This is a genomic window from Paraburkholderia bannensis NBRC 103871 (assembly GCF_000685015.1).
In the GTDB taxonomy this organism is placed as follows: Bacteria; Pseudomonadota; Gammaproteobacteria; order Burkholderiales; family Burkholderiaceae; genus Paraburkholderia; species Paraburkholderia bannensis.
On record NZ_BAYA01000027.1, the window covers coordinates 19,685 to 34,912 of the forward strand.

12 protein-coding genes are annotated in these 15,228 nt (G+C 62.9%); 9 read left to right on the forward strand and 3 right to left on the reverse strand.

Annotated elements, in window-relative coordinates:
- Window positions 1-557 precede the first annotated feature (557 nt).
- Window positions 558-815, reverse strand: a complete 258-nt coding sequence (locus BBA01S_RS47120; protein ID WP_156966130.1) for a hypothetical protein — start codon at window positions 813-815, stop codon at window positions 558-560.
- A 271-nt stretch (window positions 816-1,086) separates the two neighbouring features.
- Between BBA01S_RS47120 and BBA01S_RS43335 the strand changes: the two genes are divergently transcribed.
- The 5 genes from BBA01S_RS43335 (at window position 1,087) to BBA01S_RS29960 (ending at window position 6,536) form a co-directional block, all read left to right on the forward strand.
- Window positions 1,087-1,905: an IclR family transcriptional regulator gene (locus BBA01S_RS43335; protein ID WP_042298118.1), complete on the forward strand. Its 819-nt coding sequence runs from the start codon at window positions 1,087-1,089 to the stop codon at window positions 1,903-1,905.
- Window positions 1,906-1,967: 62 nt separating this feature from the next.
- Window positions 1,968-2,669: an amino acid ABC transporter permease gene (locus BBA01S_RS43340; protein WP_052391945.1), complete on the forward strand. Its 702-nt coding sequence runs from the start codon at window positions 1,968-1,970 to the stop codon at window positions 2,667-2,669.
- 146 nt (window positions 2,670-2,815) lie between these two features.
- Window positions 2,816-3,622, forward strand: coding sequence for a substrate-binding periplasmic protein (locus BBA01S_RS43345; protein WP_167336054.1), 807 nt, complete (start codon window positions 2,816-2,818; stop codon window positions 3,620-3,622).
- A 252-nt stretch (window positions 3,623-3,874) separates the two neighbouring features.
- Complete coding sequence (locus tag BBA01S_RS29955) at window positions 3,875-6,001, forward strand: putative bifunctional diguanylate cyclase/phosphodiesterase (RefSeq protein ID WP_027819670.1); 2,127 nt, start codon at window positions 3,875-3,877, stop codon at window positions 5,999-6,001.
- A 196-nt stretch (window positions 6,002-6,197) separates the two neighbouring features.
- Entirely contained in the window at window positions 6,198-6,536 is a 339-nt protein-coding gene (locus tag BBA01S_RS29960) for a PilZ domain-containing protein (RefSeq protein ID WP_167336055.1), read from the forward strand.
- Here the strand turns inward: BBA01S_RS29960 and BBA01S_RS29965 are convergent, their stop codons facing one another.
- Window positions 6,537-7,508: a Dyp-type peroxidase gene (locus tag BBA01S_RS29965; protein WP_027819672.1), complete on the reverse strand. Its 972-nt coding sequence runs from the start codon at window positions 7,506-7,508 to the stop codon at window positions 6,537-6,539. It lies immediately after the preceding gene.
- A gap of 320 nt (window positions 7,509-7,828) precedes the next feature.
- Between BBA01S_RS29965 and BBA01S_RS29970 the strand changes: the two genes are divergently transcribed.
- The 3 genes from BBA01S_RS29970 to BBA01S_RS43355 all read left to right on the forward strand — a co-directional run bounded on the left by BBA01S_RS29970 (window position 7,829) and on the right by BBA01S_RS43355 (window position 11,759).
- The gene (locus tag BBA01S_RS29970; protein ID WP_027819673.1) at window positions 7,829-8,668 is read left to right on the forward strand and encodes a TauD/TfdA dioxygenase family protein; all 840 of its coding nucleotides are present in this window, start codon (window positions 7,829-7,831) and stop codon (window positions 8,666-8,668) included.
- A gap of 101 nt (window positions 8,669-8,769) precedes the next feature.
- Window positions 8,770-10,272, forward strand: coding sequence for an MFS transporter (locus BBA01S_RS43350; RefSeq protein ID WP_084162639.1), 1,503 nt, complete (start codon window positions 8,770-8,772; stop codon window positions 10,270-10,272).
- A 62-nt stretch (window positions 10,273-10,334) separates the two neighbouring features.
- Entirely contained in the window at window positions 10,335-11,759 is a 1,425-nt protein-coding gene (locus BBA01S_RS43355; protein ID WP_245641628.1) for an MFS transporter, read from the forward strand.
- On the opposite strand, the gene BBA01S_RS43360 is transcribed toward BBA01S_RS43355, so the two are convergent.
- On the reverse strand, window positions 11,743-12,687 hold the full coding sequence (locus tag BBA01S_RS43360) for a LysR family transcriptional regulator (RefSeq protein WP_052391948.1): 945 nt from the start codon (window positions 12,685-12,687) through the stop codon (window positions 11,743-11,745). The two genes, BBA01S_RS43355 and BBA01S_RS43360, sit on opposite strands and share 17 nt — an antisense overlap.
- Window positions 12,688-12,997: 310 nt before the next feature.
- Between BBA01S_RS43360 and BBA01S_RS29990 the strand changes: the two genes are divergently transcribed.
- Window positions 12,998-15,217 (forward strand): TonB-dependent siderophore receptor, encoded by a 2,220-nt coding sequence (locus BBA01S_RS29990; RefSeq protein ID WP_156966131.1) that lies wholly within the window; start codon window positions 12,998-13,000, stop codon window positions 15,215-15,217.
- The last annotated feature ends 11 nt before the right edge of the window (window positions 15,218-15,228 follow it).

Below are 15,228 nucleotides of genomic sequence, written 5' to 3' on the forward strand. Positions count from 1 at the left end.
GGCATCAGGCCCGCCACCGCGCCGCCCCTGAAACTGCATCCAGAATCTCGAGCGCGCCTCCTGCTTAAAGACATTATACCGATAATGTCTAAATGACTTCCTAAAAAGTTAGATATCAATCGTAATGCGTAATATTACCGAGTGAAAATAGGCGGGAGCTGGCGTCGTTCCAACGTATGCGTGCTCGGTGCTGGCGGCACACGCAAGGGAGTCGGCCCAGGTCACATGGGGGAAAACGGCAAGCGTGCAGCCACATCGGCTGCAGTCGCAGTTCAGCAAGGGAGCAGGTGGATCGGTCGAAACCGGAAGCAGGCAATGCGGGAGAGCGTCGACGCGTGGCGCCGGTGGAGCAATAGCGGACAGGATCCTCAAGATCGCCTGGATTGATTGCTGCGTGATCGCTAAACGGCGCTTACGGAGCGCAGCAAATGCCGCCTTCCCTGAAATCAAGAAAAGCCGCGGCGAACAACACGAATTAGATGGGCAAACGCAGCAAGGTGCATGAACACCGCGCTGGCCAGAGGCCTTGCACCTCTGCTTCCCCGCCCATATCCAAACTAAGCCTTCAGTGACTCAAGCAGCCGGTCGATCTCGCCGAGCTGTCCCTTCGACAGTTGATTGCACTGCGCGATATCGCGCAAGCGTTTGCGCCAGTAGGCAGGCGGCAAACCTAGATCGTTCATTTCTTGCGCAGACAATCGCCCGAGTACCGACTTGATATGCCGGATATCGTCATGAGCGAGCTTGAGTGAATGAGCGCCCGATAACTTCGGGCTTGCGCCGACATCTAAACCCCGTTCCGACATGATGCCCATTGATTTTCGCCTCAGGAAGCGGTGACGCGCATGCCATGCGCATATCGCCGGCCTGGTGACGTCCTCTTGCCATGTATTTGGGTCGATCGCCCGCTGAGTGCCGCGCGTCGAACGGAGCCGAATATTTATTTGTTCGTTCGGCACTACCGAACCGCGTTCGGTAGTGGTATTTATGGTAGGTTCCACAATGATGACTGTCAACAACGACCACGAATAACAACAACGCTGGCCGTCGGTTCGCTCGGTTCAGCAACCGCAAGAACACGAAAAAATGACACAAGCAGCTCAAACCACTGAAGATCGCTACGCGCTTCGCAGTGTCAGCCGGGCGCTCGACGTCCTGGAGGCCTTGGCCTCCTGCGGCAGCGAGGGGCTCACTGTTGCCGAAATCGCGACGGTCATCGGCGTTTCAAAAAGCACGGCGTTCGCGTTGCTGCAGACCTTGCTCGCGCGCAGCTATGTCATCGATGTCCGCCTGGGCGGCTCGCGGCGTTATCGGCTGGGCTTTGCGCTCGTGCATCTCGGGGATCGTGCGGCGGCTGATGTCGGGGTGTCCCAGGTCGCCATGCCGGTGCTGCGCGAACTGACCGAGGAGACCGGCCTCACGTCGCGGCTCGCGGTGCTTGACGACGACGGCTACGCCGTGGCGATCAGCCGTGTCGATGCACCGGGCATCGTGCGGATCGCCTCTGCGCTGGGGCAGCGCGAACTGCCGCATTGCTCCGCGCTCGGCAAGTCGCTGATGGCGCTGCTGCCGCCCGCGCGCGTCGTCAAGCTGCTCGCGCATACCGGCATGCCGGGGCGCACGCAATACACGCGCGTGACGCCTGCCGAGCTGATGAAAGACCTGATTCTCGTCGCCGAGCGCGGCTACGCCTTCGACGACGAAGAGGACAACATCGGCGTGGTCTGCGTGGGCGCCGCCATCACGAACCGCGATGGCGAGGGCGTCGCGGCGATCAGCGTGACGACGCTCAAGTCGGGGCTCAGCGACGACGATCTGCACGCGCTGGGGCGCACGCTGCACGCTTATGCCGAACGCATCAGCGGCATGCTCGGTGCACAGCCGCAGCCTGTCGCGCGCGGCTGACGCCCAATCGTTCAAAGAAAGCCGATCCTCGAACCCGCACCTGCACGACGGGCAGGACATTCATGCCGACGACCATCCTGGAACTGTTCGATCTTCACGGCGCGAGCAGCTATCTGCCCGATCTGCTGCGCGGCGCGCTCACGAGCCTTGAGCTGACGTTGTGCATTCTTGCGCTGAGCTTGCCGTTCGGCCTCGTGCTGGCGCTTGCCCGGATCAGCCATGCGCGCTTGCCGCGCACGCTTGCCGCCGCCTATATCGAGTTGATTCGCGGCACGCCTGCGCTGTTGCAGCTTTTCTATATTTATTTCGTGCTGCCATCGTTCGGGCTTCGTTTCGATCCGTTCATCGCTGGCGTGATCGGGCTGTCGATCAATTACTCGGCCTATCTTGCCGAGGTTTACCGCGCCGGCATCAAGGCGGTGCCGAAGAGCCAGGTCGAAGCTGCGAAGGCGCTCGGCATGTCCGGCGGCCAGACGATGAAGCTGGTGGTGTTGCCACAGGCGCTGCGCATCGTGGTGCCGCCGCTCGGCAACTACGCGATTTCGCTTTTCAAGGACACGTCGCTGGTGTCGATCGTGACGGTGAAAGAACTGATGTTCACGGGGCAGATTATTTCTTCTACGAATTTTCAGTACGCGACGGTTTTCACAATAATCGGCGCGATATATTTGGCGCTCTCCTGGCCGAGTGCGTACGTCGTGCGCTGGCTGGAGCGCAAGATGGGGAGTCCACGCGTGGCGAATTCAACAACAAACCGGCGATGACCGGCACGCACTAGCTGTAAGAAAAACGAAATCACGGTTGTTTCTTTACGTCGCTGTTTCTGTACGTCACCAATACTCAAACTCTGGAGTGTTTCGTGCGAAAAATAATATTGGCGCTTGTCGCCATTCTCGGGGGGCTGGTTACGTTGACGAACGCTTATGCGGACGGCAACGGTGCGATCACCGGCGTCAGTTTCGAAGGCGGAGATGGCTCTTACGCGCGCGCGGTGCGCAACGGCGTGACGCTTGCCATTGCGGCCGATCCACCATCGACATTTCTGGACGACAAGACCCGCGCATTCGATGGGGCGGACGTGCGTATCTTCAAGGAAATTACCAAACGTCTTGGCATTACCAAGGTCAAGTGGGACATCATGCCGTTCGACGCGATGATTCCCTCGTTGCTCTCGGGCCGCTCGGACGTCATCGTCGACAATCTGCACGCCAATGAGCAGCGCCTGCGCGTCGTGGCGTTCACGAGTCCCGCCTACTGGTATGGCTCGGCGATTGCCGTGCAACGCGGCAATCCCTTGAAGATTCACGGTTGGGACGACTTTGCTGGGCATACCGTCGGCACCTTGCGCGGCAGCATCAATCATCAGTTGCTCGGCGCTCGCACCGACCTCAAGGAACTGAAGCTCTATACGAGCAGCGAGGCCGAATTCGCTGACCTGATCGCGGGGCGCATCGACGTTGCAATGGAGGACGACATCAAGATCAGCATGTTCCTCAAGCAGCATCCGTCGTCGGCGATCGAAATGGTGGGCGATTACCGGCCGTTGCCCCAGGAGTATGGCTACGCGCGTTACGCGCTGCGCAAGGGCGATGTCGACTTGAACCATGCGGTGTCGAGAGCACTGGATGAGTTGCGCGCCGATGGCACGCTGGCGTCGATCCTCAAGCAGTTCGGTTACAGCGACCGCAATCTCTGGTATTTCCCGGTTAAAAACTAGGACGAAAAACCGCCGAAATTCGCTGTAACGCAGTGAAAGACCGATCAAGCGTGGTCGCCCTTAAGATCCGGGCGCATCTGCCGATATGAAAATAGTCGTTACGCATCGATGCGTCCGCAACATTAAACAAACCACGCCGCGCTGAGAGACGCGGCGCGTGCGTGCCTCGCCAGCCCAACGCTGGGGGCGTGCACGGCAATGAGACTTGATCAGAGCGACGCGCAACGGCAATAAGCGCGCAAAGGGCCACGAATGAACGGTGTCTATAACCCGCTGTTGACGTGTCTGTCGGTGGTGGTCGCCTTCCTCGCCTCCTATACGGCGCTCGAAGGCGCCGCCATGCTCAGTGCGGTGACCAGCAGCCGCTGGCGTCACGCCTGGCTTGCGGCCAGCGCTTGCGCCATGGGCATCGGCATCTGGTCGATGCATTTCATCGGCATGATCGCGCTCACCTTGCCGATTGCGGTGGGCTACGACCTGGACGCGACAGCGGGCTCGCTCGCGCTGGCGGTGCTCGCCGCACTCGTTGCGCTCGCAACCGTTAGCCGCGGCTGTCTCTCGGCGCGCCGCCTGCTGGCTGCGGGCATCGTGATGGGGCTGGGCGTGGCGGCCATGCATTACACCGGCATGGTCGCGATGCGCATGTCGCCGTCCATCGACTACGATCCCGCGCGCGTTGCGCTATCGGTGGCCATTGCGATTGGCGCGTCCATCGCCGCGCTGTGGCTCGCGTTCCATCTGCGCGACTCGCGCCGCGAAAACATCGTCTGGAAGCGGCTGGGTGCGGCGGCTGTGATGGCGTTCGCGATCTCCGGCATGCACTACACGGGCATGAGCGCCGCCACCTTCGCGGACACAAGCCGCTGCCTGAGCACGCACAAGGTCGACGCCAACGCGCTCGCGCTGATCGTGGGCGTGGCCTCGACGGTCGTGCTGATCGGCACGTTGTGGATCTTCGGCACGCAGGCCAACCGTCTGTCTGCATCGCTCGACCGCGCCACGAATACGATCCGCCACCTGGGCACGCACGACGCGCTCACCGACCTGCCCAATCGCACCTGGCTGATGGCGCGCGCGAAGGAACTCGCGCAACGCACCGCGCGCACCGGTGGGGCACTCGCCGTGCTGTTCATCGACCTCGATGGATTCAAGGTGGTCAACGATACGCTCGGCCACAAGATCGGCGACGATCTGCTGCGCCAGGCTGCTACGCGCATTGCCGGCTGCGCGCGTCAGGGCGATTTGGTGGCGCGGCTCGGCGGCGATGAGTTCGTCGTCGTGACGGCGTGGCAAACGGGCATGCCCGGTGTTCCGGGTATGTCGGGCTCGCTGAACAACGATATCGGCGACGTGGCGGACGCCATCGCGCGGCGCATCCTTGCAGGCCTTCGCGATGAATTCGTGCTTGCCGAGGCGCTGCCCGTGCGCATCGGCGCGAGCATCGGCATTGCACTCTCGCAGGACGCAAGCGTTGCGCTCGACACGCTACTGAGCCACGCGGACTGTGCGATGTATGCCGCCAAGCGCAGTGGCCGCAATATGTTCCGCCGCTTCGAGGACAGCATGAGCCGCTCCACGCTGCGCTCGCTGCACATCCAGCGCGACCTGCACGTGGCGCTGGCCAGTGAGCAGTTCGAGCTCGTGTTCCAGCCGAAGTACTCCGTCGATGGCCGCGCCATGACCGGCGCCGAAGCGTTGCTGCGCTGGATCCATCCGGTGCTTGGCAGCGTGCCGCCGCTCGAATTCATCCCGGTTGCCGAACGCGCGGGCTTGATGATCGCCATCGGCGACTGGGTGCTGCGCGAAATCTGTGCATACCTGGTCGAATGGGAGCGCGAAGGCCTCCGCTCCATGTCGATTTCGATGAATCTCTCCGCGATGCAGTTCAACCTGCCGGGTATCGTCGAGCGCATCGACGCGATCGTCACGGCAGCGGGCGTGCCGCCCGAGCAACTCATGTTCGAGATCAGCGAGGCCACGGCGATGCAGGACGTCGATCGCACGCGCGAGGTCGTGCAGGCGCTGCGCGATCGTGGCTATGCCGTGGCGCTCGACGATTTCGGTACGGCGCTGTCGAGCCTCGGTCACTTGCAGGACTTTCGCGTCGACCAGATCAAGATTGACCGTGCCTTTGTGAGCGGGCTCGACGATACGTCTTCGCGCAGTTCGGCGCTGCTTTCGGCGGTCATGGCGCTGGCGCGCGTGCTCGGCATCGAAGTCGTCGCGGAGGGCGTCGAAACCGTTGCGCAGTCGCTCAAGTTGCTCGCGCTCGAATGCGACCAGATGCAGGGTTTCCTGTGCGGGTCGCCACTTGCAGGCGACGAATTCAGGCGCGCAATGTCGGGCTCCCTTGCCAGCTCGCTCGCATTAAAAAACTAGTTGTGTGCGCATAGTTTTAATCAGTGATGCGCGCTTGCGGCCAATCACGTTACAATTCACGCGCTGCTTCGCAATTAAATAAATATTTCCTTTTACGGGAAATTCGAGGGCAGGACTTTAACAAAGTCCATAGAAGCGACCAGCGCACGATAAAAATAAATCTTGAGAAACGGGTGTCATTTATATGGCAAGTGAAATGGATTTGCGGCGGGACGTCCGCACACCCATGCTGTTCGGGCCGTTGCTGTTGAACAAGGACGGAAGGGCGCTCGCCCAGGTCGCCGACCTGAGCTCGCACGGCGCGCTGCTGCACGCACGCAGCGGGCTGTTTTCGCGCGGCGAGACGGTATCGGGCTGGCTACAGTCATCGGCGGTCGATGGCGACGATGAAATCGTTGTCGTGGTTGCGCTCGAAGTGCGCTGGATTGCGGAAGATCGCGAGCGGGGCTGGAGCCGCGTGGGATGCGAAATGCGCCCACTGGACTCGCGCTCGAAATCGCGCCTGCGCAGCCTCATTGCGAAAGCCGCGCCGTAACTACGGCGCGAGGTCGCCCAGGAACTTGCGCGCGGGGGCGAAGAACGTCACGCCGGTGACGGCCTTTGAAAAGTCCAGGATGCGGTCGTGCAGTGGCGGCGGATCGCCGATAAACATGCGCTCCAGCATTTTCTCGATCACCCAGACGTGCCGTGAATAGCCGATAAAGTAGGTGCCATATTCGTTGCGCCCAGGCGCTGCGAACGGCATGTTGTCGCGCAGGATATCGTGTTCGCCGTCGGCATCCTCGATCGTGCAAAGCGTCTTGTGCGACTTCTGGCCTTCGGTTGCGTCCGGTAATTCCGTATTGTCGAACTTCCGGCGGCCAATAATGGCTTCCTGCGTCTGCACGCTTTGCGCTTTCCACGCCGCCATGTCGTGCAGATACTTCTGGATCACGACATAGCTGCCGCCCGCATAATCGGGATCTTCGTTGCCGACGATGGTGGCGAAGGGCAGGTCGAGTCCATCGGGGTTGGCCGTGCCGTCGACAAACTGCAATAAATCGCGGCCGTCAAAATAACGGAATCCCGCGACGTCGTCGACCACCTCCACCGCGTTGCCGAAGGCTTCCAGCACGATCTGTTCGAATTCGATGATGACGTCCATCGATTCCGCGCGGATGTGATAGAGCAGGTCGCCTGCGGTCGAGACGGCGGTATGTTTCGCGCCGCGCACTTCCTTGAACGGCGTGAGTTCCTTCGGCAGCGGTTTCGCGGTGAGCGGGCCCCACGCGCGGTGTGAGATGCCGACGTTGCAGGTGAACAGTCCGCCATGCGCCCGGATGCGCACGTCCTTGACGAGATCGTCGGTGCTGGCGAGTACCGCTTGCGCAGTGGCAATCGACGCGCTGTCGTCCTTCACGACCAGCACCAGAAACGCGGCGGCTGCGGTGATGGGGGCGTCGATGGATTGCGGTTCCGTGTCCAGCGCGCGCTGCGCGTCCGGGGTCGGAGACGATGGCTGGGTCACAAGCCCTCCTGTCGCAAGGTGGACAACCCGTGCACCATAGCACCGATGCGCCTGCTTCATTTTCTGCGTGCCAGCGGCGTTTTGTACGAGGATTGCGGCAGCTGACACTCGTGTGCCGTATGCGTTAGCAGCGGCTTTATGACTCGATTGGATAAACGTATCGAATTTGCTTCGTTGTCGGCGTGGATGGGCGCACGTAAATTGAACGCTTTGGCACTCTTAAGGCAATTCGCGTGACGACGACCGCCCATTCGCACGAACTTGAGGTTCGAGAGGTTCAAGAGGTTCAGGACGCTCAACCCGCGCGGCAGCACTTCGATATCCGCGCGCTCGACGCGCCGCTGGGCGCGGAAGTCATCGGCCTCGATCTCGCGCAACCGCTTGGCAGAGAGGATTTCGCGCGTCTGCATCGCGCGCACCTCGATCACCACGTGCTGGTCTTTCGCGACCAGCGCATCACGCCGGAACAGCAGATTGCATTTTCGCGGCGTTTTGGCCCGCTACAGATTCACGTGCTGCATCAGTTCGCGCTGCCCGGTCATCCGGAGGTGCTGATCGTCTCGAACATCGTCGAGAACGGCAAGCCGGTGGGCCTGGGCGATGCGGGCCATTTCTGGCATTCGGATCTCTCATACAAGGAAAAGCCGAGTCTCGGCTCGATGCTGCATGCACAGGAATTGCCGCAGGAGGGCGGCGATACGCTGTTCGCCAACATGCATCTGGCGTGGGACAGCTTGCCCGCGCACCTGCGCCGCGCAGTCGAAGGGCGGCGTGCCGAGCACACCTATCTCGCGCGCTACGCCGAACTCCAGGCGCGCAGTCCGTGGCGGCCCAATCTTTCTTCGGAGCAGGTCGCGCAGGTCAAGCCGGTCGTGCATCCGGTGGTGCGCACGCACCCGGAAACGGGCCGCAAGGCGCTGTTCGTCAGCGAGCATTTCACCACGCGCATTGTCGATTTACCCGACGACGAAAGCCGCGCGTTGCTCGATGAACTCTTCGCGCACAGCGTTCGCGAGGAGTTTGTCTACCGGCATATCTGGCGCGAACACGACATGGTGTTCTGGGACAACCGCTCGCTGATGCATCTCGCGGCGGGCACGCCCAACCATCTGCGCCGCAGGCTCTATCGCACGACGATTGAAGGCGACGCGCCGTTCTGAGCCTAAAGTCCAACATTCCCGCGCTGTCGATAAGGATTCGAAAACTCGTTCGTTGTGCTGGATGAATCGCCCTCGTATAACTGCACGCTGTTCTTGCCGTCATACAGGGGAAAATCTTGAGCACTCTCGATATCGAAGCGGCCGCTTCGGCGTCTGCTTCTGCGTCCGCTTCGGCGCATCATTCTGCGCCGGTTCGCTCCGCCAGCGACGTGTCGCGCCTCATCAACGCCAGCACCGCGCGCACGAGCCACGCGCGCGTGATCGTGCTGCTCGCGCTCGGCGGCGTATTTCTCGATGCTTACGACCTGACCACGTTGTCCTATGGCATTCAGGACGTCGTGCGCGAGTTCAACCTGACGCCCGCGCTAACCGGCTTCGTCACGTCGTCCATCATGATCGGCACGATTCTGGGCAGCCTGGTGGGCGGCTGGTTTACCGATCGCATCGGCCGCTATCAGGTCTTCATGGCCGACATGCTGTTCTTCGTGGTGGCCGCTATTGCCGCAGGACTGGCGCCCAACGTGTGGGTGCTGATCGCGGCGCGCTTCGTCATGGGGCTGGGCGTGGGCATCGATCTGCCCGTCGCGATGGCGTTTCTTTCCGAGTTCTCCAAATTCCAGGGCAGCGGCAACAAGGCATCGCGCCTCGCGGCGTGGTGCCCGATGTGGTACGCGGCGTCGTCGGTGTGCTTCCTGATCGTGTTTGCGCTGTATTTTCTGCTCCCGCAGGAGCACGCCGGATGGCTGTGGCGCGCTTCGCTGATTTTCGGCGCGGTGCCTGCGCTCATCATCATCGCGGTGCGCAGCCGCTTCATGAACGAATCGCCGCTGTGGGCCGCGAACCAGGGCAAGCTCGACGACGCCGTGCGCATCCTGCGCGAATCGTATGGGATCCATGCACATAAAGCCGATGTCGCGCCTGCGCCAGGCCACGCGCCCAGTCAGCCGCCCGTGAGTTTTCGCGTGCTGTTCCAGCGACCTTATCTGGCCCGCACAATTGTCGCGAGCGTAATGAATCTGTGCATTCCATTCGAATACACGGCGATTGCGTTTTTCCTGCCGACGATTCTTTCGCAGTTTCTCGGCGCGGGCGTGTTCGAAACGATCTCGGCGTCGCTTGCGCTCAACGTGTTGTTCGCATTGACGGGCGGCCTGCTCGGCATGCGGCTCGCGCATACGCGGCCTTCGCGCCATGTTGCGCTAGCGGGTTTTGCGCTGCAATTCGTGGCGCTCGTCGCGCTGGCGCTGCTGGGGCATCCGCAAACGGCGCTGGGAATCGGCATTGCGCTCGCGGGTCTGGGCGCGTGGCTGTTTGCGGAAGGCTTTGGCCCAGGTGCGCAGATGATGATTTATCCGGCGCTTTCCTATCCGACTTCGATTCGCGGCACGGGTCTCGGTTTTGGGCGCGCATTGTCGGGCATTGGCAGTGCGGTAGCGCTCTTTGTATTGCCGATCCTCAATGCGCGCCTGGGCACCGATATGTTCTGGGTCGTGGCGCTGGCGGCGATCATTCCCATCGGCTTTCTCGCGCTCGTGAAGTACGAACCGACCGAACACGATATCGACGATGAGGACACGCACGTGCGTGAACGCGCTGCTTCATGAGGGCGAGTGAAAGTCCAGGTAGAGCGCCGGAGGCCGGATTCGAGACCCATCACGCGCGGCCTGTGTTAGGCATTTGCGTGGCGATGGGCTTCACGACGCTGCTCGACCAGACGATCTTCGGCCTGGCGTTGCCGCGCCTGCGCGACAGCCTGCACGCGTCGCCCGATGAGCTACAACTGATCGTATCCGTCTATTCGATCGCATTTGGTATCGCGCTCGTGCCTGCGGGGCGGCTGGGCGACCTGATCGGGCGGCGCCTGCTGTTTCTCGTCGGCCTCGCGATGTTTAGCGGCTTTAGCCTCGTGGGCGGGCTGGCGGGAACGGCGCCGGTGCTCATCGTCGCGCGCCTGTTGCAGGGCGTGGGCGCGGGCATGATCAACACGCAGGTGCTCGGGCTGATCCAGGATCTGTTTCGCGGCGACAGCCAGGCGCGGGCGCTCGGGCGCTATGCGTCCGCGGGCGGACTGGCGGGGCTGGCTGGGCCCGTGCTGGGAGGCTTGATCCTCGCGCTCACGCCCGCAGAAGTGGGCTGGCGGCTGATGTTTCTCGTCAACGTGCCATTCGGCGTCGTGATTTTCTATCTGGCTTTGCGGCATTTGCCGCACGGCCGCGCGTCGGCCGGGAGATTTTCTGTCGATGGCATGGGGCTCGTTTTGCTGAGCGCCGTGACGCTGTTTTCGATGTTGGCGACGCTGCAACAGGCCGATACGCTGCTATCGGCGCGCACCTCGCTGCTCGCAGCCGTTGGCACGGCCGCGCTGTTCCTGCTGTGGGAGCGGCATTATCAGCGGCGCGGCGGCTCGCCGATTCTCGGCGCCGGATTAACTGGCTCGCCGGGTTATGTGCTGGGCACGCTCGTCGCGATGTTTCAGTTCGCGGGCGGCACTACCTTCGGCATGGTCACGACGCTGTTCTTTCTCGACGGCCTGAAAACCGGGCCGCTCCTGTTTGCGCTGCTGTCGATTGCGCCCGCCCTGGGCATGATGGTGTCGTCCGCGCGTAGCTGGCGCTTCGCGGCGCGCTTTGGCCGCATGGGCGTCGTCGTGGCGATCGCGGCTTATATGGCGGCGCTCGTCTTGCTCGGCGCTGGCGTGCTGCTGTTGCCGGCGATGGGGATCTTGCTGCTGTATCCGCTGCCCGGCTTGCTGCTGGGTGCATCCGGTGGCCTGATTCACGCGCCGAATCAGGCGATGGCGCTCGCGGAAGTCGGCGCGGGCGAGGGGCGCGGCACGGCCGCAGGCTTTTTCCAGCTATCGCAACGGCTGGCGTCGTCCATTGGCATGTCGTGGGGGATCGGGCTGTTCCTTGACGGTGCGAAGGCGCATGGCGGGCTGCTCGCATGGCGTCACGCGTTTGCCGAAGCGCTGATCCTGATACTCGGCCTGCTGGGCGGCGCGCTGGCTGCCGCGCTGGGCGACTGGCTCCGTCGACGAAGAATCCGTGCGGTGCGCGTCGGCGCGCTGGGCAGTGCTACAGGGCTGGACTGAGTGCTTTGTAGTTCGCGTCGTGGTTCGCTCTTTTGTTCGCTTCGTCAGTCTCTGCGTGCGGCAGTAGCGCCACGAAATTCGCCACGATCGAATCGATGCCCGCTTCGATGTCCGCCTGGCGCCACGTCAAGCCGACGTCCCAGCGCGCGTCGGCGTCCTTGATCGGCAGGCACACGACCTTCTCGCCGGGCGAGTGCAACGCCGATTCGTGCATAATCGACACCCCCAGCCCCGCGCCGACCAGCGAGAGGATGGTGAGCGACTCGTTCGCATGCTGCACGAAGCGCGGCTCAAAGCGGCGCGACGCGCAAAAACGCACGATGTGATCGTGCAGGCCCGGCGCGCGCGAGCGTTGCAGCATCAGGAACGGCAGCGTCTGCAAGGCGTCGATGTCGAAGCCCGTAATCGTGCCCGCCAGCGCGCGCGGGACGACCAGCGCAAGCCGGTCGGAGAGGATGCGCCGGTGCGCAAGCCCGGGTTGCACCGGCAGACGCACGAAACCCGCCTGAAGGCTGCCTTCGAGCAGCCTTTCCATCTGTTCCGCCGACGACAGATCATGCAGCGCGACCTCGACCTCGGGAAAGCGCTCGCGAAAGCGCGGCAGCACGCGCGACACCGTTTCCACCGTCGAAAAGCTATAGCCGATCGCGAGGCGGCCGACTTCGCCGCGCGCGGCCCGCTTGCCCTGCGAGAAAACGCGTTCGGCCTGCTCGACAAGGGGACGCGCTTCGCCGAGAAAATAGCGGCCCAGCACGGTGAGTTCGGTGCCGTGACGGTCGCGTCGAAACAGCGGCGCGCCGAGGTCGTCTTCGAGGCGCTTGATCTGTTTGGTCAGCGCGGGCTGGGAGAGATTGAGCGTCTGCGACGCAAAACCAAAATGCAGCGAGTCTGCGAGCGTGACAAAGGACTTGAGTAAATGGAAGTTCATATCCGCGAGTTATCACCGCCTGGAAAACATGTCATTAGACCGCGCGGCGCGGCTATGTTCGAATTCGGTTTCGCGCAGTATAGCGGGCGGTTTTACGTCGGAGTGCCATGTAATTCATATATGGAATGACGTGATTTAGTTATTCGAAAATCCGTATGCGGACACGTTGAAAACCGTGTCAACGCAACGGCGCCGTCGCTCGTTCAAGGGCGGATCTACTTGCAGGTATTAAATGAAAAAATTGTCGGGGGGAACACGCGGAGCCGTCGCGCCGCGTGGCAGGGCGGGCGCTTTTGCGCGTCCGGTGGGAATGAGTCTGGGTTTGAGCTTGATGGCGCTGCATCCACTGGCAATGGCGGCGGAACAGGCCGCAAGTGCTGCAGCCGATGCGGCGTCCACAACCGCAACGGCATCTGCAACCGCATCTGCAACGGCCGCCAGCGACGCCCAGGTCTTGCCGACGGTCACGGTCAACGGCGCGAACGGCAACGGCTGGCGTGCGCGCACCGCGTCGGTCGCGGGTTATGACAACGCGCCGCTGCGTGACACGCCGGCTTCGATCACGGTCGTCACGCGCGCCCAGCTCGACGACCAGCAGGCCAAACGCCTGAGCGACGTGGTGCGCAACGACGCGTCGGTGAACAACGACTACGCGCCGGTGGGCTACTACGAAGGGTTTTCGATTCGCGGCTTCGCACTCGACCCGGCCAGCGCCTATCGCCTGGACGGCCTCACGCTGTCGGGCGAGCAGAACGTCGCGCTGGAAAACAAGGAGCGCGTGGAGATCCTCAAGGGTCTGGCGGGCATCGACAGCGGCGTGATCGCGCCGGGCGGCGTGGTCAACTACGTGAACAAGCGGCCCGAGAACGTGGCGAGCGTCACGGCGGGCGTCGACAGCCGCGGCTCGACTTCGGCGGCGGTGGATCTCGGGCGGCGCTTCGGCCCCGACGATCAGTTCGGCCTGCGCGTGAACGCCGCGAAAGAGAACATGCATTCGTATATCGACGGCACCAACGGTCGTCGCAGCTTCGGCTCGATTGCAGCGGACTGGAACATCAACCCGCAGGCCAGCCTGCAACTGAACGCCGAATTCCAGCAGTGGATCCAGCGCTCGGCATCGGGCTATCAATTGCTGGGCGGCACGGTGGTGCCGTCGGCGGTGTCGTCGTCGAAGCTGCTGGGCGCGCAGTCCTGGGCCAAACCCTTGACCACGGATGCGCTCTACATCAATGGCCGCTTCGACTACGCGTTCAACGACAACTGGCGCGCGTATGTGTCGGCGGGGCGCAGCCGCACGATGATCGACGATAACGTCGCGTTTGTGTATGGCTGCTATTACGCGGCGAGTTGCAGCGCGGGCAGCACGTCGCCGTACTTCTTCGGCGCGAACGGCGACTACGACGTCTACGACTACCGCAGCCCCGGCGAGTACCGGCGCAACGACGAAATGCGCGCCGCCGTCGACGGCAAGTTCACCACCGGCGCGCTGCGCCACGACGTGCTGTTCGGCACGAGCGCGCTGCATCGCGTGGTGCATCTGTCCGATCCCGTCTATGACTACGTGGGCAGCGAAAACATCTACGGCCCGGACGAGACCTTCTCGCCGTCGCCCAATTCGCCCAGCGTCTCGTTTCCGCAGCTCGACGCGTGGCAGTACTCGCTGTTCGCCACTGACCGCGTGAGCCTGGGCGACCACTGGCAGGTGCTGGCGGGCGGCCGTGCCGTGTTCCTGCGCCAGAAGGCCTGGACGAGCCAGGACGGCCCCGAGACCGGCACCGACAAATCGGCGCTGCTGCCGCAGGTCGCGCTGGTCTACAAGCCATTCGAGCCGCTGTCGATCTACGCGTCGTACAGCAAGGATCTGTCGCTCGGCGATCAGGCTCCGGTGCGGGCGAGCAATGCCTATTCGTTCCTGCCGCCGGTGGAGTCGCATCAGTACGAGATTGGCGCGAAATACGACTGGGCGAACCGTTTGAGCCTCACGGCCGCGGTCTTTTCGATCACCAAGCCGTTCGAATACGCGCAGCCCGATGCGTCGGAGTCGGGCTACACCTTCGTGCAGCACGGCACGGAGCGCCACGACGGCATCGAATTGTCGGCATCGGGGCGCGTGAGCGAGCGGGTGTCGGTGACGGCCAGCGTCGCCGCGATCCGCGCGCGGGCCTACGATTCCGGCACGCCCGCTTACGAAGGGCATCAGGTGATCAACGTTCCGGCGCTGCACGCAGCCCTCAACGCGGACTGGGCCGTGCCGGGCCTGCCGGGCTTCGACCTGCTGGGCGGCCTCGAATACAGTTCGAGCCGCAACGCCAACGAAGAAGGCACGGCGCGCGTGCCGGGCTGGATCGTGGTCAACGCGGGCGCGCGCTACACGACGAAGATCGCCGGCCACCGCACGGTGGTGCGCCTGTGGGTCGATAACCTCTTCAACCGCTATTACTGGCGCGATGCGGGCGAGCAGCAGGGCGACGCCTATCTGTTCCTGGGTGCGCCGCGCACGGCGCGCCTGTCCGTGACGTACGACTTCTGAGCGGGCCTGGC